Origin of the sequence: Acinetobacter sp. NBRC 110496, from assembly GCF_000876115.1 — a bacterium.
Lineage (GTDB): Bacteria > Pseudomonadota > Gammaproteobacteria > Pseudomonadales > Moraxellaceae > Acinetobacter.
In genome coordinates this window covers 36,554-60,274 of sequence record NZ_BBTF01000003.1, presented here as the reverse complement: position 1 = coordinate 60,274, position 23,721 = coordinate 36,554, and the positions used below count along the sequence as shown (strand labels likewise).

The 23,721-nt window shown below is 42.3% G+C and carries 24 protein-coding genes; 11 read left to right on the top strand and 13 right to left on the bottom strand.

Translation table 11 applies throughout. The annotated features are described in order from the left end of the window. Positions 1–31: 31 nt before the first annotated feature. Positions 32–244, bottom strand: a complete 213-nt coding sequence (locus tag Aba26S_RS02620; RefSeq protein WP_227501348.1) for a DUF2061 domain-containing protein — start codon at positions 242–244, stop codon at positions 32–34. Between the two features lie 338 nt (positions 245–582). Here Aba26S_RS02620 and leuC point away from each other — a divergent pair, with 338 nt between their 5' ends. The 4 genes from leuC (at position 583) to leuB (ending at position 4,502) form a co-directional block, all read left to right on the top strand. Then, positions 583–2,001: a 3-isopropylmalate dehydratase large subunit gene (leuC, locus tag Aba26S_RS02615; protein ID WP_005239915.1), complete on the top strand. Its 1,419-nt coding sequence runs from the start codon at positions 583–585 to the stop codon at positions 1,999–2,001. A 12-nt stretch (positions 2,002–2,013) separates the two neighbouring features. Beyond that, the gene (leuD, locus tag Aba26S_RS02610) at positions 2,014–2,664 is read left to right on the top strand and encodes a 3-isopropylmalate dehydratase small subunit (RefSeq protein ID WP_005239913.1); all 651 of its coding nucleotides are present in this window, start codon (positions 2,014–2,016) and stop codon (positions 2,662–2,664) included. A 136-nt stretch (positions 2,665–2,800) separates the two neighbouring features. Beyond that, the gene (locus Aba26S_RS02605) at positions 2,801–3,376 is read left to right on the top strand and encodes a hypothetical protein (RefSeq protein ID WP_005239912.1); all 576 of its coding nucleotides are present in this window, start codon (positions 2,801–2,803) and stop codon (positions 3,374–3,376) included. Positions 3,377–3,422: 46 nt separating this feature from the next. Next, complete coding sequence (gene leuB / locus Aba26S_RS02600; protein ID WP_005239910.1) at positions 3,423–4,502, top strand: 3-isopropylmalate dehydrogenase; 1,080 nt, start codon at positions 3,423–3,425, stop codon at positions 4,500–4,502. A gap of 54 nt (positions 4,503–4,556) precedes the next feature. Here the strand turns inward: leuB and Aba26S_RS02595 are convergent, their stop codons facing one another. Further along, on the bottom strand, positions 4,557–4,946 hold the full coding sequence (locus Aba26S_RS02595; RefSeq protein WP_010589773.1) for a hypothetical protein: 390 nt from the start codon (positions 4,944–4,946) through the stop codon (positions 4,557–4,559). Between the two features lie 151 nt (positions 4,947–5,097). On the opposite strand from Aba26S_RS02595, the gene Aba26S_RS02590 reads away from it, so the two are divergent. Then, positions 5,098–5,469: a lysozyme inhibitor LprI family protein gene (locus tag Aba26S_RS02590; protein ID WP_005239907.1), complete on the top strand. Its 372-nt coding sequence runs from the start codon at positions 5,098–5,100 to the stop codon at positions 5,467–5,469. Positions 5,470–5,531: 62 nt separating this feature from the next. On the opposite strand, the gene infA is transcribed toward Aba26S_RS02590, so the two are convergent. Beyond that, the gene (gene infA / locus Aba26S_RS02585; RefSeq protein WP_001284370.1) at positions 5,532–5,753 is read right to left on the bottom strand and encodes a translation initiation factor IF-1; all 222 of its coding nucleotides are present in this window, start codon (positions 5,751–5,753) and stop codon (positions 5,532–5,534) included. Positions 5,754–5,983: 230 nt separating this feature from the next. Between infA and Aba26S_RS02580 the strand changes: the two genes are divergently transcribed. Next, on the top strand, positions 5,984–6,991 hold the full coding sequence (locus Aba26S_RS02580; protein ID WP_005239905.1) for an AraC family transcriptional regulator: 1,008 nt from the start codon (positions 5,984–5,986) through the stop codon (positions 6,989–6,991). A 44-nt stretch (positions 6,992–7,035) separates the two neighbouring features. Here Aba26S_RS02580 and truA read toward each other — a convergent pair whose 3' ends face one another. From truA to asd, 5 genes are all read right to left on the bottom strand, one after another. Continuing rightward, positions 7,036–7,833: a tRNA pseudouridine(38-40) synthase TruA gene (truA, locus tag Aba26S_RS02575; protein ID WP_005239904.1), complete on the bottom strand. Its 798-nt coding sequence runs from the start codon at positions 7,831–7,833 to the stop codon at positions 7,036–7,038. Positions 7,834–7,849: 16 nt separating this feature from the next. Continuing rightward, positions 7,850–8,818, bottom strand: coding sequence for an asparaginase domain-containing protein (locus Aba26S_RS02570; protein WP_171248916.1), 969 nt, complete (start codon positions 8,816–8,818; stop codon positions 7,850–7,852). Positions 8,819–8,862: 44 nt separating this feature from the next. After that, positions 8,863–10,122 (bottom strand): hypothetical protein, encoded by a 1,260-nt coding sequence (locus Aba26S_RS02565; protein ID WP_005239902.1) that lies wholly within the window; start codon positions 10,120–10,122, stop codon positions 8,863–8,865. A 61-nt stretch (positions 10,123–10,183) separates the two neighbouring features. After that, positions 10,184–11,647 carry a hypothetical protein gene (locus tag Aba26S_RS02560; protein WP_005239901.1) on the bottom strand — a complete coding sequence of 488 codons (1,464 nt, stop codon included), beginning with the start codon at positions 11,645–11,647 and terminating at the stop codon, positions 10,184–10,186. A 142-nt stretch (positions 11,648–11,789) separates the two neighbouring features. Further along, positions 11,790–12,908, bottom strand: coding sequence for an aspartate-semialdehyde dehydrogenase (gene asd / locus Aba26S_RS02555; protein WP_005239899.1), 1,119 nt, complete (start codon positions 12,906–12,908; stop codon positions 11,790–11,792). Between the two features lie 188 nt (positions 12,909–13,096). Here asd and Aba26S_RS02550 point away from each other — a divergent pair, with 188 nt between their 5' ends. After that, entirely contained in the window at positions 13,097–14,221 is a 1,125-nt protein-coding gene (locus Aba26S_RS02550; RefSeq protein WP_005239897.1) for an endonuclease/exonuclease/phosphatase family protein, read from the top strand. 313 nt (positions 14,222–14,534) lie between these two features. Here the strand turns inward: Aba26S_RS02550 and Aba26S_RS02545 are convergent, their stop codons facing one another. The 3 genes from Aba26S_RS02545 to Aba26S_RS02535 are packed head-to-tail and all read right to left on the bottom strand — an operon-like array spanning position 14,535 to position 17,432. Beyond that, complete coding sequence (locus Aba26S_RS02545; RefSeq protein ID WP_005239895.1) at positions 14,535–15,269, bottom strand: hypothetical protein; 735 nt, start codon at positions 15,267–15,269, stop codon at positions 14,535–14,537. Positions 15,270–15,271: 2 nt separating this feature from the next. Continuing rightward, positions 15,272–16,153 (bottom strand): DUF6502 family protein, encoded by an 882-nt coding sequence (locus tag Aba26S_RS02540; protein ID WP_005239893.1) that lies wholly within the window; start codon positions 16,151–16,153, stop codon positions 15,272–15,274. Between the two features lie 43 nt (positions 16,154–16,196). Continuing rightward, entirely contained in the window at positions 16,197–17,432 is a 1,236-nt protein-coding gene (locus Aba26S_RS02535) for a cupin-like domain-containing protein (protein ID WP_005239888.1), read from the bottom strand. Positions 17,433–17,567: 135 nt separating this feature from the next. Between Aba26S_RS02535 and Aba26S_RS02530 the strand changes: the two genes are divergently transcribed. Further along, positions 17,568–19,115 (top strand): PT dipeptide repeat lipoprotein, encoded by a 1,548-nt coding sequence (locus Aba26S_RS02530; RefSeq protein WP_043969979.1) that lies wholly within the window; start codon positions 17,568–17,570, stop codon positions 19,113–19,115. A 68-nt stretch (positions 19,116–19,183) separates the two neighbouring features. Here Aba26S_RS02530 and Aba26S_RS02525 read toward each other — a convergent pair whose 3' ends face one another. Next, complete coding sequence (locus Aba26S_RS02525) at positions 19,184–20,119, bottom strand: lauroyl acyltransferase (protein ID WP_010589771.1); 936 nt, start codon at positions 20,117–20,119, stop codon at positions 19,184–19,186. 127 nt (positions 20,120–20,246) lie between these two features. Between Aba26S_RS02525 and Aba26S_RS02520 the strand changes: the two genes are divergently transcribed. Further along, positions 20,247–20,777 (top strand): O-acetyl-ADP-ribose deacetylase, encoded by a 531-nt coding sequence (locus Aba26S_RS02520; protein ID WP_005239884.1) that lies wholly within the window; start codon positions 20,247–20,249, stop codon positions 20,775–20,777. A gap of 55 nt (positions 20,778–20,832) precedes the next feature. On the opposite strand, the gene Aba26S_RS02515 is transcribed toward Aba26S_RS02520, so the two are convergent. Next, positions 20,833–22,725, bottom strand: coding sequence for an ATP-binding cassette domain-containing protein (locus tag Aba26S_RS02515; RefSeq protein ID WP_005239883.1), 1,893 nt, complete (start codon positions 22,723–22,725; stop codon positions 20,833–20,835). Between the two features lie 32 nt (positions 22,726–22,757). Between Aba26S_RS02515 and Aba26S_RS02510 the strand changes: the two genes are divergently transcribed. Then, a complete protein-coding gene (locus Aba26S_RS02510) occupies positions 22,758–23,003 on the top strand; it encodes a SlyX family protein (protein WP_005239882.1) in 246 nt (81 codons plus the stop codon). Positions 23,004–23,238: 235 nt separating this feature from the next. Further along, entirely contained in the window at positions 23,239–23,688 is a 450-nt protein-coding gene (locus Aba26S_RS02505; RefSeq protein WP_005239881.1) for a hypothetical protein, read from the top strand. Positions 23,689–23,721 lie beyond the last annotated feature (33 nt).

Sequence of the window (23,721 nt, the reverse complement as noted above, 5' to 3'; positions counted from 1 at the left end):
TAAAATTAGTTTTATATGCAGTATTTTTGAATTAGAAGTAATTCCAGACTTTTTCATGGAAGAAAAAAGCAAAGGCTTGCACCGTGGGTTCAATCAAACTTAAGGTGGCTGCCATAAGCCAGTTGCCTGTAATCAGGTAGGCAACCATCATCGCCACACTAATATGCATGATGTAATAACTCAAGGTTTTTTTCAAAGTCCGTTTATTGTTGAGTACAAATTGTTGAATATTTGACATGAGGATCACCCTACAGAATCGCTATTTAATTAAATAATAATCATTATCATTTAAAATGTAAAAAAGAAATTTTGATTTATGCTGATTGAATTTATAAATGAGTCGAGGATTTGATTAAATTTGGCTAAAAAAACCACATGCAAGAATAAGGATAGAGTGGAACAGCTTGATTTATCATCGTTTTAATTTCATAAAGGAAGAGTAATTAAAAAGCATAATTTATCATTCCAAAAAGTTTGTTAATTTATAAAAATGATAAATTAGATTTATGCAAAAGCATCGCTATAATCAAGTTAAGATCAAAAATACCCAGTCCGATGGCAAGCACGATGGAGGGCGACGACATGGCAGGCAAAACCTTATATGACAAATTATGGGACGACCACTTAGTCAAGCAACGTGATGATGGTTCAAGCTTAATTTATATTGATCGCCACTTATTACATGAAGTAACCAGCCCTCAAGCATTTGAAGGTCTACAACTTGCGGACCGTCAACCTTGGCGCTTAAGTGCCAATGTAGCCACCCCCGACCATAACGTGCCAACTTCTAAAAAAGAGCGCGAACAGGGCATTGCTGGGATTGAAGACGATACTTCTCGTATTCAGGTCCAAACTTTAGATGACAACTGTAAAAGCTTTAATATTGTTGAATTTGGGATTAATGATATCCGTCAAGGCATTGCCCATGTGGTTGGTCCAGAGCAAGGTTTGACTTTACCGGGGATGACGGTGGTCTGTGGTGATTCACATACCGCAACGCATGGTGCCTTTGGTTGTTTGGCCCACGGCATTGGAACTTCAGAAGTTGAACATGTATTGGCAACCCAGTGCTTGGTACAGAAAAAATCGAAAAACATGCTGGTGCGTGTCGATGGTGTATTAGGCAAAGGCGTAACCTCTAAAGATGTTGTGTTGGCGATTATTGGCAAAATTGGTACTGCGGGTGGTACAGGTTATGCCATTGAGTTTGGTGGTCAAGTATTCCGTGATATGTCGATTGAAGGGCGTATGACGGTGTGTAACATGGCAATTGAAGCGGGTGCACGTGTGGGTATGGTCGCGGTCGATGATAAAACCATTGCCTATGTGAAAGACCGTAACTATGCACCAAAAGGCGAACAGTGGGATCAAGCCGTCGAATATTGGAATACCTTACATTCAGACCAAGATGCCGTCTTTGATGCGGTGGTGGTATTGAATGGTGCAGAGATTGAACCGCAAGTATCTTGGGGAACTTCTCCAGAAATGGTGATTCCAGTATCACAGGCTGTGCCAACATTAGAGCAGGCCAAAGATGATGTACAACGCAATGACTGGACTCGAGCTTATCAATATATGGGTTTAACTGCTGGGCAGGCTTTGGAAGATATTCAGTTAGACCGTGTTTTCATTGGTTCATGCACCAACTCGCGGATTGAAGATATTCGTGCTGCGGCGGATGTGGTAAAAGGCCGTAAAGTGGCGTCGAGTATTAAACAGGCAATGATTGTGCCGGGCTCTGGTTTAGTCAAACAGCAGGCTGAACAGGAAGGTTTGGATCAAATTTTCTTGGAGGCAGGTTTCGAATGGCGCGAACCAGGTTGTTCAATGTGCTTGGCCATGAATGCTGATAAATTACAACCAGGTGAGCATTGTGCATCGACCTCGAACCGTAATTTTGAAGGTCGTCAAGGCAATGGTGGGCGAACACATTTGGTCAGCCCAGCCATGGCCGCTGCCGCAGCGATTGCGGGCCATTTTGTTGACGTCCGTTCATTCTAAGGGAGCACAAGCATGAAAAAATATACCATAGAACAAGGCGTTGTCGCACCTTTGGATCGTGCCAATGTCGATACCGACTTAATCATTCCAAAACAGTTTTTGAAATCGATTAAACGTACAGGTTTCGGCGATAACTTATTTGATGAATTGCGTTATTTGGATGAGGGCTATTTGGGTCAAGACATTAGCAAACGCCCGAAAAACCCTGAGTTTGTGTTGAATAAACCGCGTTACCAAGGTTCAAGTATTTTATTGGCACGAAGCAATTTCGGTTGTGGTTCAAGCCGTGAGCATGCACCTTGGGCGTTGAATGAATATGGCTTCCGCACGGTGATTGCACCTAGCTTTGCCGATATTTTCTTTAATAACTGTTTTAAAAATGGCATGTTACCTGTGATTTTATCTGAGGAAACGGTCGATCAGTTATTTAAGGAATGTGCCGAGACCGAAGGCTATCAATTGACCATCGATCTGGATGCACAGGAAGTACGAACCCCGACAGGTGAAGCCTTTCAATTTGAAATAGATCCTTTCCGTAAACACTGTTTATTGAATGGATTGGATGATATTGGCTTAACCTTACAGGTTGCAGATGATATTCGTGCTTTTGAAGCCAAGGCGAAACAAGCGCGTCCATGGGTGTTTCAAGATATTCAGGCTTAGGTTTGGGTAAACGAAACAAGATTGTGTTTTGGACATTTTTAATATAGGCATAGCGCAGAGATTGAACTCTTGTTAACATGCTAGCGGATAATATTTTGCTTACATGTTAACAAGACATGAGGACTGGGCTTGAATAATGAAAAGAAGACTCGCTCGCAGTATTTTACTGTGTCTAGGTGTTACGACGGCTTTGACTGCATGTCAAAACGCACCCAATGTGGTGGATCAGGTTCGTATCGCACAAAACACATTGGAAAGTAAGGCGGACAACACAACTTTATATTGTTCAGGTGTTGAGAATTGTGAGTTTGAGCGAATCGGTGATATTGCAGTCATTGATGCTAAAAATCATCGGATTAGCAAACAAGCGATGGAACGTGGCATTGTACGTTTGCATGGTTCCTTATTTAGCCGTAAACAGCAGGTTTACCTGAGTGTACCCGCCAAGCAATATGAAGTTGTGATTCGCTTCTATCCGATTTCTCCTGATCGTGCTGAGACTTTTCATGTGATTCATGCATTTAAACCGCATGTGAACTATACCTTTAAAATGTACCGAGACCGAACACGTCGTTCAGGCAGTTTAATTAACGTTTCTGTGCCTGATCCGTTATGTGTAGATTTACAACAAGGGCAACATACGATTCGCCGTTTCTGCCGTCCTTTTGATGTCAGCACAGGTTTAGGCGAATTTGTTGAGAAAAAGATTTAATCGGCTCGCAGTATCAACGCTGCGCATAGGGAAACTGGAACAATAAATGTCTAAACATATTTTAATTTTGGCGGGTGATGGCATTGGCCCTGAAATCGTAGCTGCTGCTGAACGAGTTTTAACCAAGGTCAATGATAAATTTAATCTAGGTTTGACATGGGAACATGGGCTACTCGGTGGTTCTGCAATTGATGCGCATGGTGAACCCTATCCAGCGGTAACCAGTGAGCAGGCAAAAAAAGCCGATGCGATTTTACTGGGGGCGGTTGGTGGTCCTAAGTGGGATAGTATCGAACGTTCAATTCGCCCAGAACGCGGCTTATTAAAAATCCGTAGTGAATTGAATTTATTCGCCAACTTACGCCCTGCAATTCTTTACCCACAGTTGGCGGATGCATCAAGCCTAAAGCCAGAAATCGTTGCTGGTCTGGATATTCTGATCGTTCGTGAATTAACCGGCGGGATCTACTTTGGTCAACCGCGTGGTATTCGTGAACTCGAGAATGGTGAGAAGCAAGGTTATAACACTGACGTTTATTCAGAAAGTGAAATTAAGCGTATCGCCAAAGTGGCTTTTGAGCTGGCGGGATTACGTGGTGGCAAAGTATGTTCAGTTGATAAAGCCAATGTACTTGAAGTGACTGAATTATGGAAACAAACCGTTACTGACCTTCAGCAGGCACAGTATCCGAATATCCAGTTATCGCACATGTATGTGGATAATGCTGCGATGCAATTGGTTCGTGCACCTAAGCAGTTTGATGTGATTGTTACAGGCAATTTGTTTGGTGATATCTTGTCAGATGAAGCGGCAATGTTAACAGGTTCAATTGGCATGTTGCCTTCAGCCTCACTGGATGAACAGGGTAAAGGCATGTATGAACCATGTCATGGCTCTGCACCGGATATTGCAGGGCAGAATATTGCCAATCCATTGGCAACTGTACTTTCAGTGGCCATGATGTTGCGTTATACCTTCCGCGAAGAAGCTGCGGCCAAAGCCATTGAAGATGCGGTGGGGCAGGTTTTAGATCAAGGCTTACGTACTGGAGATATCATGTCTGAAGGCATGACCAAGGTGGGTACCGATGCCATGGGTGACGCTGTGGTTGCGGCATTGAACTAACTAGCCCTGATCATAAAAAACGCAGCAACAGCTGCGTTTTTTTTATTGCTTTGATTAGCAGGCTTTGCCTTCATAACGAATCGCGCGCGCGATTTGCTGCTGATCAAGCTCGAAAATAATATGGCAGTAAAAGTTAACATCATAAGATTGGCCATAAGTCATGTTAGTTGAAAGACGGGAGCCATCTGAAATCCCCATATTCATTGGTACAGGGATATTAATTGGACGAAGTATGGTAAAAATTAAATTTTGATTGTTTCTCTGCGGTTGTTTTAACGTCTGAAAGCCTAAGTTTCTAAGATCCAGATTCTGCTGAATCTGGTCGGCAGGCTGACCTAGATAAGGTTGTAAATAATCCTGTAGTTGAACAGATTGCATTCCTGGCGTTGCACATCCCTGCAAGATAAGGAGTGTAGCAGCGAGATACATTTTATAATTTTTCATCATAATTTCCCTATTTATCAGTGATAAATGTACGTGAACATTCTAATAATGCAAAGACAAAAAGATACGAACTTGTCCACTTTCGGGGAATGTTCAAGCGATCAAAAATATGCTTTCATAGTAATTATAACTAAATGATTTGGATAAATTCATGCGCAAAATAATATTTGGTTTGATCTGTGGGGCTCTCGCAACATTCAGCTATGCAGATAATTGCGACAATGCGCGCAACACCTATGATGACATTTACTGTACCAATAAAATTTATGCCAGTGCGGATGCTGATTTAAATAAAAATTATCAGCAATTACGTAAACAGCTCAATGAAACACAACAAAAAATTTTGAAAAAATCACAACTGGCCTGGATTCGCCATCGCGATGCTGAATGCACCAATGATGAAAGAAGCTCAGTCAATGTACAGTGCCGTCTTACGACGACACAAGAACGGAATAACTGGTTACAGGAGCGTATCCGTGAGTGTCAGACGATCGGCTGTAAAACCACGCGTTTAAGTGAATAAATCGGCATAAGCGCAATAAAAAAAGCCACATAATGTGGCTTTTTTGCATTCACTAATCTGACTTAGCGCGCACGATAAGTGATACGACCCTTGGTCAAATCATAAGGAGTCATTTCAACTTTTACACTGTCACCTGTTAAAATACGGATATAGTGTTTACGCATTTTACCAGAAATGTGAGCAATAACTTCGTGACCGTTTTCTAAACGTACACGGAACATCGTATTAGGAAGCGTTTCGGTGACAACGCCTTCGAACTCAATGAGTTCCTCTTTATTGGCCATAGCCTACCTGATGATCAAATTGGGAAGGCGCAAATTATAGTCAATTTATTTAAAATTTACAAGATCAAGTCGGTGAGAGGCTGTCAGATATTAACCGAAAGAAACTGTCAGACAATTTAGGAATTTTTTTAACAAAATAAGCAGAATATTGTTGTCACTTTGGTCAATCAACGTTAATCTAAAATTGTTGTTCATTGTCATAATAACGTATCTACAGGGAAGGGCATTGCGTGGGTCAGCTAACAGATGCATCAGTTGTATTGCGCTTTGGTTATCAGGCAATTCGTAAAGCAGGATTACCAACTGAAGAGATTTTAACAAAGGCAGGGGTTGCATTAAATCAGGTAGATACCAATGCAAGAACGCCATTAAGTGCACAGAATGCCTTCTGGATTGCTGCACAGGATGTTAGTAATGATCCTGATATTGGACTTCATCTCGGTGAACACTTACCGCTTTATCGTGGCCAGGTGATTGAACATCTATTTATCAGCAGTGAGACTTTTGGTGAAGGCCTGAAACGTGCCTTGGCCTATCAACGTCTGATTAGTGATGCCTTTGATGCCAAATTGGTGATTGAGGATGGTCGCTGTTATTTAAGTAATGGTGAGCAGTATTGGCCTGATAATCTGGTGAACCGCCATTTTTCTGAATGTGCCATGTCAGGCATTTTACGCTTCTTTAAATTTATTACTGAAGGGCAGTTTCATCCCATTTATATCGACTTTAACTTCCATGAAGGCGCGACGGATGATGAATACTTCCGTGTCTATGGCTGTCCTGTTAGTCTAGGACAAAAAGAAACCCGCCTTTATTTTGATGCGGCGGTGCTGGATTATCCATTGTGGCAAGCAGAGCCAGAATTACTACAATTGCATGAGCAATTGGCGATTGAAAAATTACAAGAATTGGCGCGCTATGACTTGGTAGGTGAAGTACGCCGTGCCATTGGTTCAACACTGGAAAGTGGTGAAACCACGTTAGAAACAGTTGCAGCACAGCTCAATATCACGCCACGTCGTTTAAGAACCCAACTCAGTGAAGCCAATACTAGCTTTCAGCAAATTCTTTCCGATTATCGCTGCCGTTTGGCGAAAAAGCTATTGGCGAATACCAATGAAAGTGTAGAGCGGATTGTCTATTTAACTGGTTTCTCTGAGCCAAGTACTTTCTATCGCGCCTTTAAGCGTTGGACCAATGAAACACCTGTTGAATATCGTAAGCGTAAACAACGTTAAATGCTTCTAAAGAAAAAGCCTTATCGATCTGATAAGGCTTTTTTTTATTCAGACAGATTCAACCAGTGTGGACCCAAAGGCAGCTGTGGTAAGTCGAATTCATCTGGATAATAAGACTGAATAAAATATAAGCCATCAGGTGGGGCGGTAATACCTGCAGCCGTCCGGTCTTCAGCGGCAAACATGCTATCAATATGGTCGATTTCATACTGACCTTGTCCGATTTCAAGTAAACAGCCCATGATGTTGCGGACCATATGGTGCAAGAAGCCATCCGCTTGAATATCTAAGACCAGATAGCGGCCATGCTCGAATAAACGACAGTGGCTTACATGGCGTACAGGTTGGTTGGACTGACAGGCTGCCGCGCGGAAGGTCTCAAAATTATGCGTACCCTCAAATTTTGCAGCTGCCGCAATCATCTTTTGTACATCAAGGGTTTGGTAAAGATGGGTGACTTGCTTGTACATTAAGGCTGGGCGAGTTGGTGCGTTATACACCACATAACGATAGCGGCGTGCCACGGCTTTAAAGCGTGCATGGAAATTTTCATCCATACGCTTGATCCACTGGATTGAAATATCTTTGGGCAGTTGGCTATTGGCACCACGAATCCAGCCCTGTTCCGGGCGAATGGCTTCGGTGTCGAAGTGCGCCACCATATTGGTTGCATGTACGCCTGCGTCAGTTCGTCCAGCGCCATGCAAAATGATCGGCTCATTGGCAATGCGGCTCAGGACTTGTTCTAGGGTTTCCTGAACAGTTACAACGCCAGCCTGTTGGGTTTGCCAACCACGGTATTGAGTACCGCAAAATTCAATACCAATTGCATAACGTTGCATGTTTTAACCTCAAAAATTAGTGTTGATGCCAATGTTCGAACCATTGTTCATGGGTCGGGTATTTTAAATACATTTGCAAGGCTTTTGCATACAAATCAGCATGGCTATGACTATCATTGACCAAAACTTTAGCAGATTGAATCCATGAGCTCACGGCATAGCGTTGATCAAGTTGTCCAAAAGTGACTTGCGTACTGATGATTGGCAGACACTGTTTTTGATAGCATGCCTCGAATAATTCGAGTATTTCGTCATTTACGGCAATATTCCCGGTACCAAAACCCTGTAAGACGAGAAAGTTGGGTGGGGCAAGTAAAATATTGTTTAACTGTAAAATGAGCTGTTCTTTTGCGATTGGCTGCAACATCAGATTCAAGATACTAAGTCGAGCGGCTTGCTCAATGTGTTCATTTTGGACAATAAAAGAATCGGCTGCGGTATCACAGCTTTGCTCTGCTTTAACGCCAACGAAGGCATCTAATTCAGTGGTGTGGGCTTTTAACGTCGTTTGTGCATGAAAGACCTGCTCATGGAAGGCGAGATAAACGCCCGTTGGCAAGGCAAGGACTTGTTCCAATGCGAGATAGAGGTTGCCAATGGCGTCGGTGAAATCGCGGGTATCATTGCCTTCAATATTCAATAAGGGATATTGGCTACCTGTAATAATGGCATGGCAAGAGTGTCCAAGGAAACGTGCTAAGGTCGCTGCGGCATAACTTAAGGTATCGGTTCCATTAATAATCACAAAATGATGGAAACCTTGCAGCTGTAATTGTTGAATTTGTTGTACCAGTTTTAACCAATCTGTTGCTGTGCATGCACTACTGTCTTGAATGCTGGGTGCAGCAAAACATTCCACTTGTAAATGAGGCGGAATCACCTTACTTAATAAAGGCAAAAAATCGTGTTCAGGCATTGGCATCAGCGGTTCACCAATACAACCAAACGTCCCACCCATATAAATTAAAGCGATTGTTTTCATCATAAAAAAAGCAGTCTGAGAGACTGCTTATATTAGACTGATCAAATTCAGGAAGCTATTTTATTCAGTAAATTTTCTGCCTGTTGTTGTTGCGCTGAATTCAACGACGGTGTGTTTTTTAATAATTCTCGGGCAGAGTCATAAGCACCCAGTTCAATATACTGCGCTGCAAGTTCTAAATTCAGCTGTGCTTCATCAAGCTGTTGCAGATCAGGGAATGACTGTGCCAATGGGTCGTGAACCGTAGTGGCAGGTCTAGGTGCAGTAACAGCAGCGATAACCTCGGGTTGTGTTTCAACTTTGGCAGGTTCTGCAAGGTCAAATGAAAATTCTGTTGTTTCAAGTGGCGCGGGTTGTTCAGTTTTTTCTAGGGCAGGTTCAAAATTAAAATCTAAACTTGGCGCAGCTTCTTCAACAGGTGCTTTTTCTGCAGTGTGTTGTGATGCCAGCTCTAAATTGGCAAAGTTAAAATCCAGTTCAGGTTTTGCTTCCTCAACTTTCGCTTCTTCCGTATTGGGCGATGTTGGTTCTAAGTTAAAAGAAAACTCAAGTGGTTGCTGTGCTTTACTTTCAGGTGTTTCAGCAGGAGACGTAGGCGCAGGCTCAACAGCTGTTTTCTGCTCGAAGGAAAAATTAAAGTCCAGCGGCTGCACTTCTGGCACAGGCTCGGCTGGCTTGGGTTCTTCGATTGCGGGAGCAACATATTCTGACTGTAAGTTGTCAAATGATTGTGTTGCGGGTGTTTGCACTAAAGCATCGAAGTCAGCGACCTTACTCTGCACCTGAGGTTCTGGTGAAGCAGGTGCTTGTTGAAAGCTATGTGAAGGCAAATTAAATTCGAGTGAATCGGGTTGTTTATTCTGTTCGTATTCTCGATGTTTTGTTTCAGCCGCTTGTGCAATATCTTCTAGTTTTAAGGCATGAATGTGCTTGATCAACTGATCGATTGCGAGATCATCTTTTTGCTTTAAATGGATATCCAATAAAAACAGATAGAGCTCATGCTGAGAGTTATCTTGTTTTAAAGCCTGATTGATTTGTGCTTCGGCAGACTGAAAATGACCACTTTGAATTTGCTGTTCAAGTTGTTGGCGTAGGCTTTCAGAAATTGCAGTTGTGACTTGAGGGGCAAGTTCTTGCTCCTCACGAACCAGCGTGGTGCGTGAAGCCGTTTTTGTTGCGGTTTTTTTAGTGGCTTTCGTCGCACCTTTTTTCGGTGTTGTATTGGCTTGACTGCTTTCACGTTTTTTTAAAACGATCGCAACGACCAGTACAATGACCAGCAGTACAATAATTATCGTTGACATGATCTATACCCCTTAAAGATAGAGCCGCTTTTAAGCAAATTTATGAGAATCTTCTCGTAACCTAGTGTGTTGGCTTTTTAGTTTGTTGCTGCGCTTTCAACTGATCTTGTAACTCGGCAAGCCGGGCATTTAACAGCTGAATACGTTGTTCCTTCTGACGTAGTGCCGATTCTAACTGTGTTACGTTTCTTTGTAATGTAACGGTTTTTTCCCGTGCTGTCATAACTTTTAATGATAAGTCAGCACTGGTTTTTTGCTGTAATGTGTCTTTTTTGGCACTTCCAGTACTCGCATCTTGATTACTTTCTGCAACCAATGACATTTCTGCCTGTTGCAAACGATATTTGGCTTTTCCTGTGACAGGACGCTGTGTTTGTGCTGCAATTTGATTGCTGTTTTTATTTTGCTGAGCAGATGTTGCGCTAAGATTAAAGTTTAAATGAGAACCTTGTCTGAGTCGGTTGGCATTGCCACCAATAAAGGCATGCTCATTTTGTAGTTTGATTTGGTTCATCACCTGAGCAACAGGCTGCTGCGTTTGTCCTGCAATACGTTGAGCAATACTCCATAACGATTCATTACGCTGCACCACATGTTGTTGATTTTTTTCAGTGTCTGGTGCTGGGGTTGCAGGAGTCTTCTTTTTGACCGTTTTGGCCGTTTCTTTGACCTGATCTGCTATTTTATTTTTTTCTTTGGTTTCCGTTGGCTTGATTGGAGCTGCTTTCAGTTCTTCATCCAATGCCGTATTGGGTTTGCTGTGGGTTGCAGCATTCGCAGTCTGAGCGGTTTCTTGCTTGAGAGGGGCTGCTTCTGGTTGCTGTTTTACTTTGTCTGGGGCTGGCATTGCTGGCTGTGGTACAGCTGTAGAATGTGCGGTTGTTTGGACTTGAACAGGTGCGGCAATTGAAACAGCACTCACTTCAGGTACCGATGCAGAAGATTTTGATGTTTCTAATACAGGGGGGAGTGCAAATGGGGCATTTAAAAGTGTTTCTTGTTTTTTATTGACTTCTTGGGGACCTGCATTTGCGACATTAAAGCGGGTACTTTCCGGTAGATTTAAGGCGATGTCTTTTTCACTGACAATAAATTGAGGCGTCAGTGATTTTTCATTGGTATTTTTGGCTAAGGGTGCTTTTGCAATTTGACGCATCGGCTGGCGGATATGTTTTAAATGAGATGCGCCACCTTCTTGAATTTTTACAATAATATTCAGTTCGGTATCCGTCATGGGGCGTGAAGAGGTGATCACAATCACACCTTCACCCTGATTATTTCGACGGGTAAAAAAATTAAGACTAGAGGGGGGCTGATGTGCAGCACCAAGCATCAGTAAATCTTCTGGGGTTGCCAGACTCACCTCTAATTTCGAGTTGTTATCGGCTTGGTGAAAGCCCATTTCCGCATACAGTAATTCACCAGGTGCAGACTGGATTTGTAATGGATCAAGTGTAATTGCATAAAGATGTTGCGATGAAAGTATGGCTAAAATGGCAATTTTTAATTTGTTATAAACAGTCATCTCGATCCATGAAAAAGTGATGTTATGGTCTGGAAAAAGTATACATTACCGTGATGTAAATGAATTGTAAATTATTCATCTTTCATCACATGAAAAAAGCCGATCAAATGTGATCGGCTTTTGATTTTTAGCAATTTTTTGCTTAAGCGTTCTTGTATTCCACCAGAATACGAAGCATACGACGTAGTGGCTCAGCAGCACCCCAAAGCAGTTGGTCACCGACTGTAAATGCACCAAGATACTCTTTACCCATATTGAGTTTGCGTAAACGACCGACAGGAACAGTTAAAGTACCGGTAACGGCAACAGGAGTCAGATCAGTCATTGATGCTTCACGGGTATTTGGAACCACTTTTGCCCATTGGCTTGAATGACGAATCATGTCTTCGATTTCATCAAGCGCAACATCTTTTTTCAATTTCAAGGTAATCGCTTGAGAGTGGCAACGCATTGCACCGATACGAACACAGTGACCATCAATCGGAACGATCTGCTGGTTGCCTAAGATCTTGTTGGTTTCAACCTGACCTTTCCATTCTTCTTTCGATTGACCGCTTTCGAGTTGTTTGTCGATATAAGGGATCAATGAGCCTGCCAGTGGCACGCCAAAGTTAGCTTTAGGGAAGCCTTCGCCACGTTGCAAATCTGCGATTTGACGGTCAATATCAAGAATTGCAGATTTAGGATCATCCAATAATTCTTTAGTATTGTTATACAAATAGCCCATACCTGTGATCAGTTCACGCATGTTTTGCGCACCTGCACCCGATGCAGCCTGATAGGTCATTGAGGTTGCCCATTCCACTAAATTATTTTGGAACAGTGAACCTAAGCCCATCAACATCAATGAAACGGTACAGTTACCGCCCACGAAAGTTTTAGTGCCATTGACTAAACCATCTTTGATCACGTTTAAGTTGACTGGATCAAGAACGATAATCGCATCATCTGCCATACGCAGTGTTGATGCTGCATCAATCCAGTAACCATTCCAACCCTCAGCTTTCAGCTTAGGAAAAACTTCAGAGGTATAATCACCACCTTGGCAGGTTAAAATGACATCCATTTGCTTCAGACTGTTAATGTCCGTTGCATCCATAAGTGCTGGGGCAGTCTTACCACCAAATGAAGGTGCTTCACCACCTGCATTACTGGTAGAGAAATAGAATGGCTCAATATGAGCAAAATCATTCTCTTCAACCATACGTTGCATCAGGACAGAACCCACCATCCCACGCCAACCGACCAGACCTACTTTCATGTCATTGTGCCTCGGTATGTAAAAAAATTAAAAGGGGTTTGAGTGTATCAAAAGTGCCCACAACTGCAAGCTTTACTGAAATAAAACAGTGCGTTTATTGAGTGAAATAACTTGTTTATATTAGATAGAAAATTGATAAAGCGAAAACTTTATTGTAAATGTATGCTACCCCAAAGAGAAAAAACAACATGATCGGGATTCAGATTGGTGCGGTGCTGGTGATATGGCTTTCATTTTGGTCCTTGATTCCCCGAGATGAATGGTGGATTCGAGGAGCAGATTTTCCTAGATTACAAATATTGGCATTGGGGATCATCGTATTTTTTCTGATGTTATTTGTACTCCCCAATTGGACTTTAAGTACCGAGTTGCTGTTTATAGGCTTGGTGGCGGCAATTGCCTATCAACTCAAAATGGTATTGCCTTATACACCGTTATGGCGCAAACAGGTGAAGAAAGTCAAAAAGGCACAACTCAATCCTGAGCAACAAATTTCTTTACTGGTGGCGAATGTGTTAACCCCAAACCATCAATACCATCTTTTGATTGAGCAGATTAATCGCTTGAAACCCGATTTGGTACTGACGCTTGAATCGAATTCAGCGTGGCAGCAAGCCCTTAGTCCAATTGAAGCTGATTATCCCTTCCGTGTCCCTGTACCTTTAGAAAATCTATATGGCATGCACCTGTATAGTCGTTTGCCCTTAAATGATACGGAAGTTAAATTTATTCTGAGTGATGAAATTCCATCAATTCATACCACGGTGACATTGCCTTCTGGCGTACAAGTGCAGTTGTATTGTTTACATCCCAAACCACCGAGTCCAACAGAAGCCAAAGACTCAACTTTAAGAGATGCCGAGTTGCTGATTGTAGGGGATCAGATCAAAGATATTGATCAGAGCTGTATCGTGATGGGAGATTTAAATGATGTGGCGTGGTCCAGAACAACCCGTTTATTTCAGCGCATCAGTGGTTTGCTTGATCCACGCGTCGGGCGTTATTTTATAAATACCTTTCATGCAGATTATCCGTTATTGAGATGGTCGCTGGATCATATCTTTCATAGCACTGATTTTGGTTTAGTGGAAATGAAACGTGTCGCTCATATTGGTTCAGATCATTTTCCCGTATATGTGGTCTTACAGACGGGGCGGGTGTTTGAGCAGCAGCAACAGGCGTTGGAGCAGTCTGTTGAGGATGAACAAGAGGCGCAAGAAGCGATACAGGAGGGGATTGAAAAGGCTGAACAAGAAGAGAAAGCAGTGACCGATTCTTTAGCTCAACCGCATAAGCAACGCATGCAAAACTGATGTTATCCGAGAGGGACTTGGGCAATGGCTTGATTTTAAAGTTTAACTAATTAATGTACGTTATTTCGTACATAGATTTAAGTCTGTAACGAATAGTCGGACATGCCTAAAAGGTTTATTCTAAATACATCAGCACAAGGATGCAGGAATGGATTTCCGTTTAAGGATAGCAACGCTGAGATGGAAAAGTCATCATGGATATGATGCATGCGATGGACGCAGGAAAATAAAAATAAAGTGAAAGCACAACCTCATTTACCCGAGTTTTGCAGGATGCAGAACTCGGGTTTTAATTTTGTGATATGACAATATTCTATTCGGGTTTTTCTCCCTTCGGTATTTCAGGGTGTTCACCATTTGGCACTTCAGGAAGTGTGATAGGAGGTTGCTCTGTTCCAATATCTTTTGAAATACGGCGTTTGTGAATAGGAACAGTAATTTTGGCTACATCACATTTTTCCCAAGGGATATCATTCTTCGGCAATTCAGTCTGATAAAAAGCATTATATTTTACAGTGAAGGGAAGTTCGGTTTGTGCAAAGTTAAGATCGAGCTCATATATACGTGTTTCATATGGACGCAAGACTTGAAGTTCGTCTTGATCTGCGCCACACCGTAGAGCTTGACCATGAAACATTGTAGTTTGATCAATTTGATATTCAATTGGACGACAGAGCGGAGTCAATTGATAGACATAATTCGGTGTGGTGTTTTTAATTTCGATTTGTAGTGGGGTGATGTTGAGTGGCTGAACATGACCAAGAGGCAGAGGTTGTTTTGACTCTGCATCGATCAGTCGCAAATTGCGCTGTATTCCCATACAGGTATCTTGGGTTTCTTGTGGAACAGTGACCACATATTCATAAGCTTCATCTTTGTCGCCGGTCGAAGGATTAGAACCCCCACCATTGCCACCACCAGGCAATGGTTTTTGTGTACCGGAACCGCTCCCACCCAGACTGACATTGGCAACAGAAAAGTTTTCTCCACACGCAGTTAACACAACCACTGAAATGAAAGAAACCGTAACGAGCAATAAGCTTCTCATTGTTATTTATCCTTAAAAATATAAGGCACTTGTAGCGTTATCTGAGTATCGTACTGATAGACACCAAAGCGAAATTGATAATCCGCATCATCTTTTTCTTGGTCTTGGTCACAATGCTGGATCGCCGCATTTAAGAGTTGTTTTGCCATGTCTTGCCAAAGTTGGATACTCAACTGTCGAAGTGCTTCAACCGATGCTGCTGTTAATTTTTCGGCATGTACGGCTTGTTCTAGATGGGTAAAAGGTTTTTCACTAATAAAGTTATCAACCCCTGCGGCCAAATGGTCGCTGAGATTTGCAGAGAAGAGGGCTTTGCTTTCTTGCATCTGATTATCTGGAGTAAAGCTATTTTGTTGTAATACAACTTGCTGATCAATTTGCTCAACGACACCTAAGCGTTGTAATTCGAATAAAATTGAACGAGGATGTTTTTCAGTAGAAATATGTTTCACCAACGCCTCAAAGCTATTTTTCTCACCAGAGATTGGAATTTGATGAGGAAGATCCAAGGCAATCCAGCGTGCAATCACACGGGCAGGGACACTAATGGCAAAATTAGGGGCTTCAGTGCTGGCTTGATTGGCTTGCTGTCTAAAGGCACTGACATCTTTGCGATGTAACCCTGATAATAAACTGACCGCTGAATCGGTTTTATTTTGTTTGATGCGTTCTAACTCAGCCAATGCCTGTTGATAAAAAATCGGTTTCAGTGCAGCAACAAAATCAGTATAGCCGACCCCCGAATGAATCAGCCAACGCGCAATATGTTGCATCATTGGAAAAATGCTTTCCAATGTGGTTTCTGCATCTTGTGGAATCACGCCAGATGCATTCGGCAGAGGTTGCTCATTGTTTATTATGACTGGGGCTGCGGGTTTGACCATTAAATCACCTTAACAATGGATTCGACATAAATTACTTTAAGCATCAGCTTGGAGATGGGAACGATTCAGCGCCCCCATTATCGATATTAAAATGAGTAAAAGAAACACTCATCGAAATATCTAGACTTTCGACACAATGCCACCAACCCAGCGGAATGAACAAGGATTCCCCTTCGTTCAGGATGCATTCGATTTTATTGCTATGGATAAAATCAGGGAATGCTTCAACTAAATTGGGTTGATGAGGATCGGCAATTCTACTAAATACGGCCACATCATTATAGAGATGCGGTGTTTGTAAGGCTGGAATCAGGGTAACTTTTTTCCGCCCATAAATTTGCACCAGAACGTTATTGGTTAAGTCATGATGTAGAGGCGTAAATGTCCCTTTGGGCCCGAACCAGATGAAGCTACGATCATAGACCTGAGTATGGTCAGTATAGCCATGAAAATGATCAATATCCTGAAACAAAGCTGCCAGACTGGCGTGGCTGGCCTTGGCATTGTTTGCGGTCATATAAAAATTATTGGAATGTTGGCTCTGCTCGACTAAATCGACAAAGTCATGCATCTGCATCTTGGTTTTATGTTGAGTTGAATTTCGTTCAAATAAAGGGTCTTGTTCCCGATTGAATTGGACTTCGACTTCTTGTGTACCGACAGTTTGTTTGAAATATTGGGGCGACCATTTGTGCAAAGCAGGCCAATGTTGGATGGCATCGGTCAAAATTACAGGGAGGTTACGGCTGTAATAATCTTGAATAAATTCTGAGAAGGTAGGTTTTGAAATTCGCTTAATCTGCTGATAGTCAGGATTTAAACGGGCAAAACGATCGAGGGTATCCAAGAGCCAATTGCGTTTTTTGAGCAGAAAATGTTGTTCTTGAGCAATTTGAAAATAAGGATGTTGCTTGAGTTGCACCCATTCCAGCGCAATATCAATTTCACTCAGTCCTTGTTGGCTTAAAGTTTGATAAATATCCGCTTTACTTAAACCATCGAGTACCGCCTGAGCCAGCCATTTCTTTTGTTCAGGAGGAAACACACTGTTGGGTTGGGTTGGGTTTGCTACTGCGGCCTGTTCAAGTTCTCTGTAATGTTGCTCTTCAGCCTGTGTTGAAGTAGAGAAATCTTTATTCAGGTCAATTAAACCTTCACGCAACAAAATATTGACTAAGTCGATCGGAGCACAACCGCGCGCTAAATTCTCCTCTAACCATGCACGCCATGCTTCAGGTAAAGCACTGAATTGTCTTGCTAAGTTCTGTTGAGTATCCATACATTCGAACCATCCATACAAAATGATTTTGACCTTTCGTTATTAATTTACGCATAAACATATTTGCACTCAAGAATAAAAGTGTTAAATTTTCACATACACAATATGTGAAAAAATCACACAGAGGGTGATGCAATGAAAAATATATGGACTCAACTTGCACTTAGCGTAACTTGCGCACTTTTAGTTGGTTGTGGATCTGATAATGATCGGGATTCAACCCCAACCCCAACTCCAACGCCACCAACCCCAACACCACCTACGCCGACACCACCGACCCCAACGCCTCCCACGCCAACCCCAACACCGACTCCAACGCCTGTTGTGGCGGATCGTTTTGTGGGATCTTGGTTGGGAGGCTTTTGTTTTGAAGGGCGTCGTTCAAATTTGACGGTCTATAAGGCTTCAGATAATAGTGTTCGCTTTACCACGGAAACCCGTCAGTTCGAAAAACAGGACTGTACAGGGGCGGTCATTAAAACCTATGCAGTTGCTACAGATGATGCATTGATTACCGAGATTGCTCCGACTGAAACCAGCGGCACAACCACAGCGAACCGAGTGAAATATAGTGATCGCTACCGACCAAATGGGATTGCTTCAGCTTATGCCTTTAAAGGTGACGGCATGTGTGCTGTGAGTGAAACAGCGAGTATCAAAGATATTCAAACCTATATGGATTCAGTCGATCCATCTAAAGTTGTCACGTGTTATACCCGTACCAATGTTGAAGGCTATAGCTTATTAAAACCGACGCTGGCTAAGGCAACCGCAAGTTATCGTCTACTCGATAATCAAGCGGCGTGGACAAACTTCTTGGCGCAAGCCAATGAGCAGGGGGGGCAAGGTTTTGCCTTAGCGGGTAGCTCTTTGGATGTGAAAAAAGCCAATAGTGATTTCCCTGAGCCGAAGAATTTATATATAAAAAATAATGCTTCAACCGATACCTATAGCTATAAAATTGCGGATGTTAAAACCAATGTGGTCGCCAATGTTTATTTGTTCTGGTTGGCTGAAATTAAAAAGCAAGGCGAGTCTGGTTTTGCCTATAAGTCTTCATTAGGTGAAGACCCAAGCAATAATTATAAATATCTATTCGTGAAAAACGACAAAAAATCAGTAACCTATAGTTATGATAATCGCTTTATTCTGAATAGTAATGCAAATCGCACCAATATTTTGGCAGCCTTCAATGAACTCGGAGCGCAAGGTTGTAAGTTAATTTATGCAGGCAGTACTTTTACCAATAATGGAACGACCACAGGAACATTCTATGTACCTACCTGTGTCAACAGTAGTACCCATAATGGAACCTATAGTTATCGTTATTTTGAAATGCCCAAGTCCGATGCGGGATTTTATGATGACAATCCAACCAAGCTGGATGTATTGCTGAAGCAACAAGCTGCTGAAGGTTATCACCTAATTGATAAGGACAATGCGATTCAGTTCTTCAATACCAAAGGCTATTTATTTGAACGCGATAGTGAAAGCACAACCAGCATTGAATCAAAAGTTTTTAAAGCAGATGCGATTTATAAACTGGATCTGCCAAGTGAAGTCCAAAATCGTTTACAAGATCAGGGCAATTTAGGCTGGTTCATTAATGTTAAATTAGGTTCAGTGTATAGCAACACGCCAACCTATTTTGATTTAAATACCGGTGTGATTTTCCCGAATTAATTGTTGTTCTTGATTGAATCTAGAGCCGCTTCATTAAAGAATGAAGCGGCTCTTTTTGCATTAATGCATTAATAAATTTTGTCGTAACCTTCGGCACGGGTTTTAAAACGACGGTGGAACCACATCCATTGGGTGGGTGCGATGCGCAGTTGTGCTTCAATAATCTGATTGACGCGAACTGCATCATCCACTTCATCTTCACTTGGCATATTTTCCACCATTGGCTCAATCAACACTTTATATTGCGGATTGCGAATATCGCCATAACGGTAAAAATACAAGGGAACTGCGACGGCTTTTGATATTTTTAACAAACGGCGGTGGGCCGTTACGGTTGCTGCCGGCACACCAAAGAAGGGCGCCATCACGCCTTGTTTTAAACCAAAATCCTGATCTGGGCTGTACCAGATTGCACCGCCGTCTTTGAGGCGACGAATTAAGCCACGCATGTCATCGTGGTCAATCTGATGTTGATAAATCGTCGCGCGGCAACGATAAATCAGCATATCTAACAGCGGATTATTCTGTGGTCGGTATACGACATCAGGTTCAAAGTATTGAGCTGAAATATAACCGCCTGCATCGAGCAAAGTACTGTGTGTACCGAGTAATAATACGCCTTTGCCTTGTGCCTGTGCATGGGTGATATGTTCTAAGCCTTCAACACTGTGGCGACCTTTAAACCACTTTGGACAGTACCATGCATTCAGGGTTTCAAATACCCCCAGCATCATATCCACAAACACCTGTTTGGCTTGTGCTTCAACTTCCGCAGGAGACCACTCTGGGAAACAGAGTTCTAAATTCCGAAGTGTGGTTTTACGGCGTGATTTAAGGAGGCGCCAACACAAAGCCGCCAAGCCATGAGCCAAGCGCCACTGAATTGCCCAAGGTAAGACGGCCAATAGCATTAAAAAAGTAATGGCGATCCAGATTTTCCAATACTTGGGTAAGAGAAATTCCCATTGAAATTCGCCAGGGGGATAAGGCTGTTTTTGACTCATAAATGCGAAAAATGAATAACGTTGAATTTTGCAGCAGTGTAGCATGAAGTGTGGGTGGCGACTTTAAATGTCATATTAAATGAAGTTTGTTTTTATAATTGTTTAGCTAAAATAAAAGGAGAAAAGATTGAAAAGCATCAATATTATAAAAGGTGATATTACTCAAATTGTTGTCGATGCGATTGTCAATGCAGCGAATACTTCACTATTAGGCGGTGGGGGTGTTGATGGGGCGATTCATCGGCAGGGTGGAGCTGCAATTTTGGCTGATTGTCAGAAGATTCGTGCTAAGCAAGGGGGCTGTGCTGTTGGAGAAGCTGTGGTGACGACGGCTGGGAATTTACCTGCAAAATATGTGATTCATACTGTTGGGCCAACTTGGGTAGATGGACAACATCAGGAAGCCAGATTGCTCGAAAATGCATATCGGAATTGCTTTAAATTGGCAGAGCAGTTGGAACTGGAGCATGTTGCCTTTCCAAATATTTCAACAGGAATCTATCGTTTCCCTAAGCAACTTGCTGCTCAAATTGCCTTAACTACAATCAGTAAAGAATTAAGTCAAAGCCAGTTTGTACAGGAGGTGATTTTTGTTTGTTTTGATGATGAAAACTTGAATATTTACCAACAAATTAAAGATGATTTTAATTTAGAGTAAATCGAATATATGGGAAATAAGCATTTACCCTCGAAAGGATAAATGCTTACTCTGCTTAGCTGCCTTTCGACATATTTTCTAAAATGTCCCAACGCTCTAGCTTTTCCAGCAGTAACTCTTCAATTTCTGCTAAACGTTGACTGGCTGCTGTGGCTGCATTGGCATCCGAAACAAACCATGAACCATCCGCTAGTTTTTCTGATAATGCTGCTTGTTCAGTCTCCAGTTTTTCAATTTCAGCTGGCAGTTGTTCAAGCTCACGCTGATCCTTATAACTGAGCTTCACTTTTTTCGGTGCTGCTGCTTCAGCTTTGGCTTGTGCTTTTTTTACATCACTTTTTTGGTCAACTACTTTTTGGTCAGGACGCTGTTCCAAGTAATCTTGATAGCCACCGATGTATTCATCAATCTGACCTTTACCATCAAATACCCAAGTTGAGGTCACAACATTGTCCATGAAGGCACGGTCATGCGAGATCAGTAGCAAAGTACCTTTGTAGTCAGACAACATTTCTTCAAGTAACTCAAGTGTCACCATATCCAAGTCATTGGTTGGTTCATCCATCACGATCAAGTTTGATGGCTTGAGTAATAGTTTTGCCAACAGGATACGGTTTCTCTCACCACCTGATAGGGCTTTAACCGGTGTACGGGCACGTTCTGGTGAGAACAAAAAGTCTTGCAGATAACTATAGATATGACGACGGTTACCATTTACATCGACAAAGTCAGACCCTTCCGACACGTTGGCCATCACGGTTTTTTCCAGGTCGAGTGCATTACGCAACTGATCAAAATAGGCAACTTCCAGTTGTGTACCAGTTTTCACTGACCCGCCGTGTTCGATCTCGCCTAAAATGGCTTTGATCAAGGTGGTTTTACCGACACCGTTGTCACCGACCAGACCGATACGGTCGCCACGTAACACGATTGCAGAGAAATCATGAATCAGAACTTTGTTGTCGTAACCGACACTTAGGTTTTCAATCTCGAACACCAACTTACCAGAGCGGTTGGCTTCTTGCGTTGCCATACTGACTTTGCCCTGTTGTGAACGACGGGCTTTAGACTGCTCACGTAAGTCTTTTAAGGCTCGGACACGACCTTCATTACGGGTCCGACGCGCTTTAATCCCTTGACGAATCCAAGCCTCTTCTTCCGCTAACTTTTTATCAAATAAAGCATTTTGTTTTTCTTCTGCTTCCATTTGCTGTGCTTTCAGTTCGAGATAGCGCGAATAGTTCCCTTCGTAGCCACGTAAAATACCACGATCAAGTTCGACAATGCGGGTCGCAATACTGTCCACAAATGAGCGGTCATGCGAAATAAATAATAACGTGAGATTGTTTTGATCGAGCAGGAACTTTTCTAGCCATTCGATACTTTCAACGTCTAAATGGTTGGTTGGTTCGTCCAGCAACAGCACATCTGGCTGCGTGAGCAGGGCTCGCGCCAACAGTACACGGCGTTTACGACCGCCTGAGAGATCGGCTAAATCGGCATTGGGATCAAGTCCCATTTTACTTAGAATGGAGTTAACCTTGTTTTCTAATGCCCAACCATCCAGTTGATCCAGTTTGTGCTGTAGCATCCCCATACGGTCGCAAGCATCCATATCACCGAGGACACAGGCATCACTTGCTTCATGGTATTCTTTTAACACAATGGCAGCTTCACCGGCACCATCGGCAACGATGTCGGCAACTTTGCCCGAGTCCATTGGCACGTCTTGGGCTAACATTGAAACAGTTAAACCATTTTGAATCGAAACTTCACCGTTATCGGGTAACAAGCTTCCCTCAATCAGTTTTAATAAAGTAGACTTACCTTCGCCATTACGACCAATTAAACAGACTCGTTCGCCACGTTCCAGGTTAAAGTTCGCGCCGTCGAGTAAGGCAGGTCCGCCGAATGCGAGATGGACATCCCTTAAAGTAATATAGGCCATAATGTTTCCTAAAAGTTCAGATGAGGTCTGAAATGACTAAACCACAAAATTTTGATGATCACGCGTCATTTTCCGCACCCATTGAAGATTTGCAAGTCCGAATTGCATTTTTGGATGAATTAGTTGAACAATTGAATGATCAACTTGCGATTCAGGCCAAAGAGATTGCAGATTTGAAAAAACAAATGCAGATACTTTATCAACGGGTCGAGGCTTCAGATTTATCCGAAGGTATTGCTCCGTTTGACCCAATGAGTGATAAACCACCGCATTATTAAGCCATTCAAACTGTGACTGTTTTGATGAATGGTTTACAGTCAAAATTAAGTGATGTATTTATTATGTATTTAAGGTATGAATAATATTTTAAACTTTAGAATAATAAGGTTAGATTATGGCGATATATTCAAGTTTGAATTTTAAACCAATGTCCTGAATAGCTACATGTAAGGAAAACTTGCCTTTTGGATTCAACTTATGTAACGCTAATAAAAGGAAGTTTTGGACGGCCTTATGAGTAATATTGGAATTTGGATCACAGTTGCGATTGTACTGTTTGTACTTGGCTCAATTTTTGGCTTACGTGTCAGTCCACGAGAAAAAGCATTGGGCATGATGCGTGATCAAGCTCGCAAGATGGGGTTGCATCCACGTTTAATTGCCGCGCCAGAATGGACCAAGATCCCAATGGCCTCGGAAAAGCGTGCCAGCATGGTGGCCTATTATAGTGTATTGATTCCAGATGCTCGTTTAAGTTTAATGCGCGCAAGAGTAATTGATGGCAAGCTTCAGGTGGTGCAAGGTGATCAGAAATTTAATGATTTAACCATTGCATTAAAAGGAGTTTATGCTATTGATATGCAGGCAAACTGTGTCGGGCTATATTGGGATGAAGAAACTGACTTAAAAGCCACACAGCTTGAAGCGATGAAAGCTTATTTACATGAACTGGCACAACGCTAATTATTTGATTGAACACAGGAAAAATGATTTATT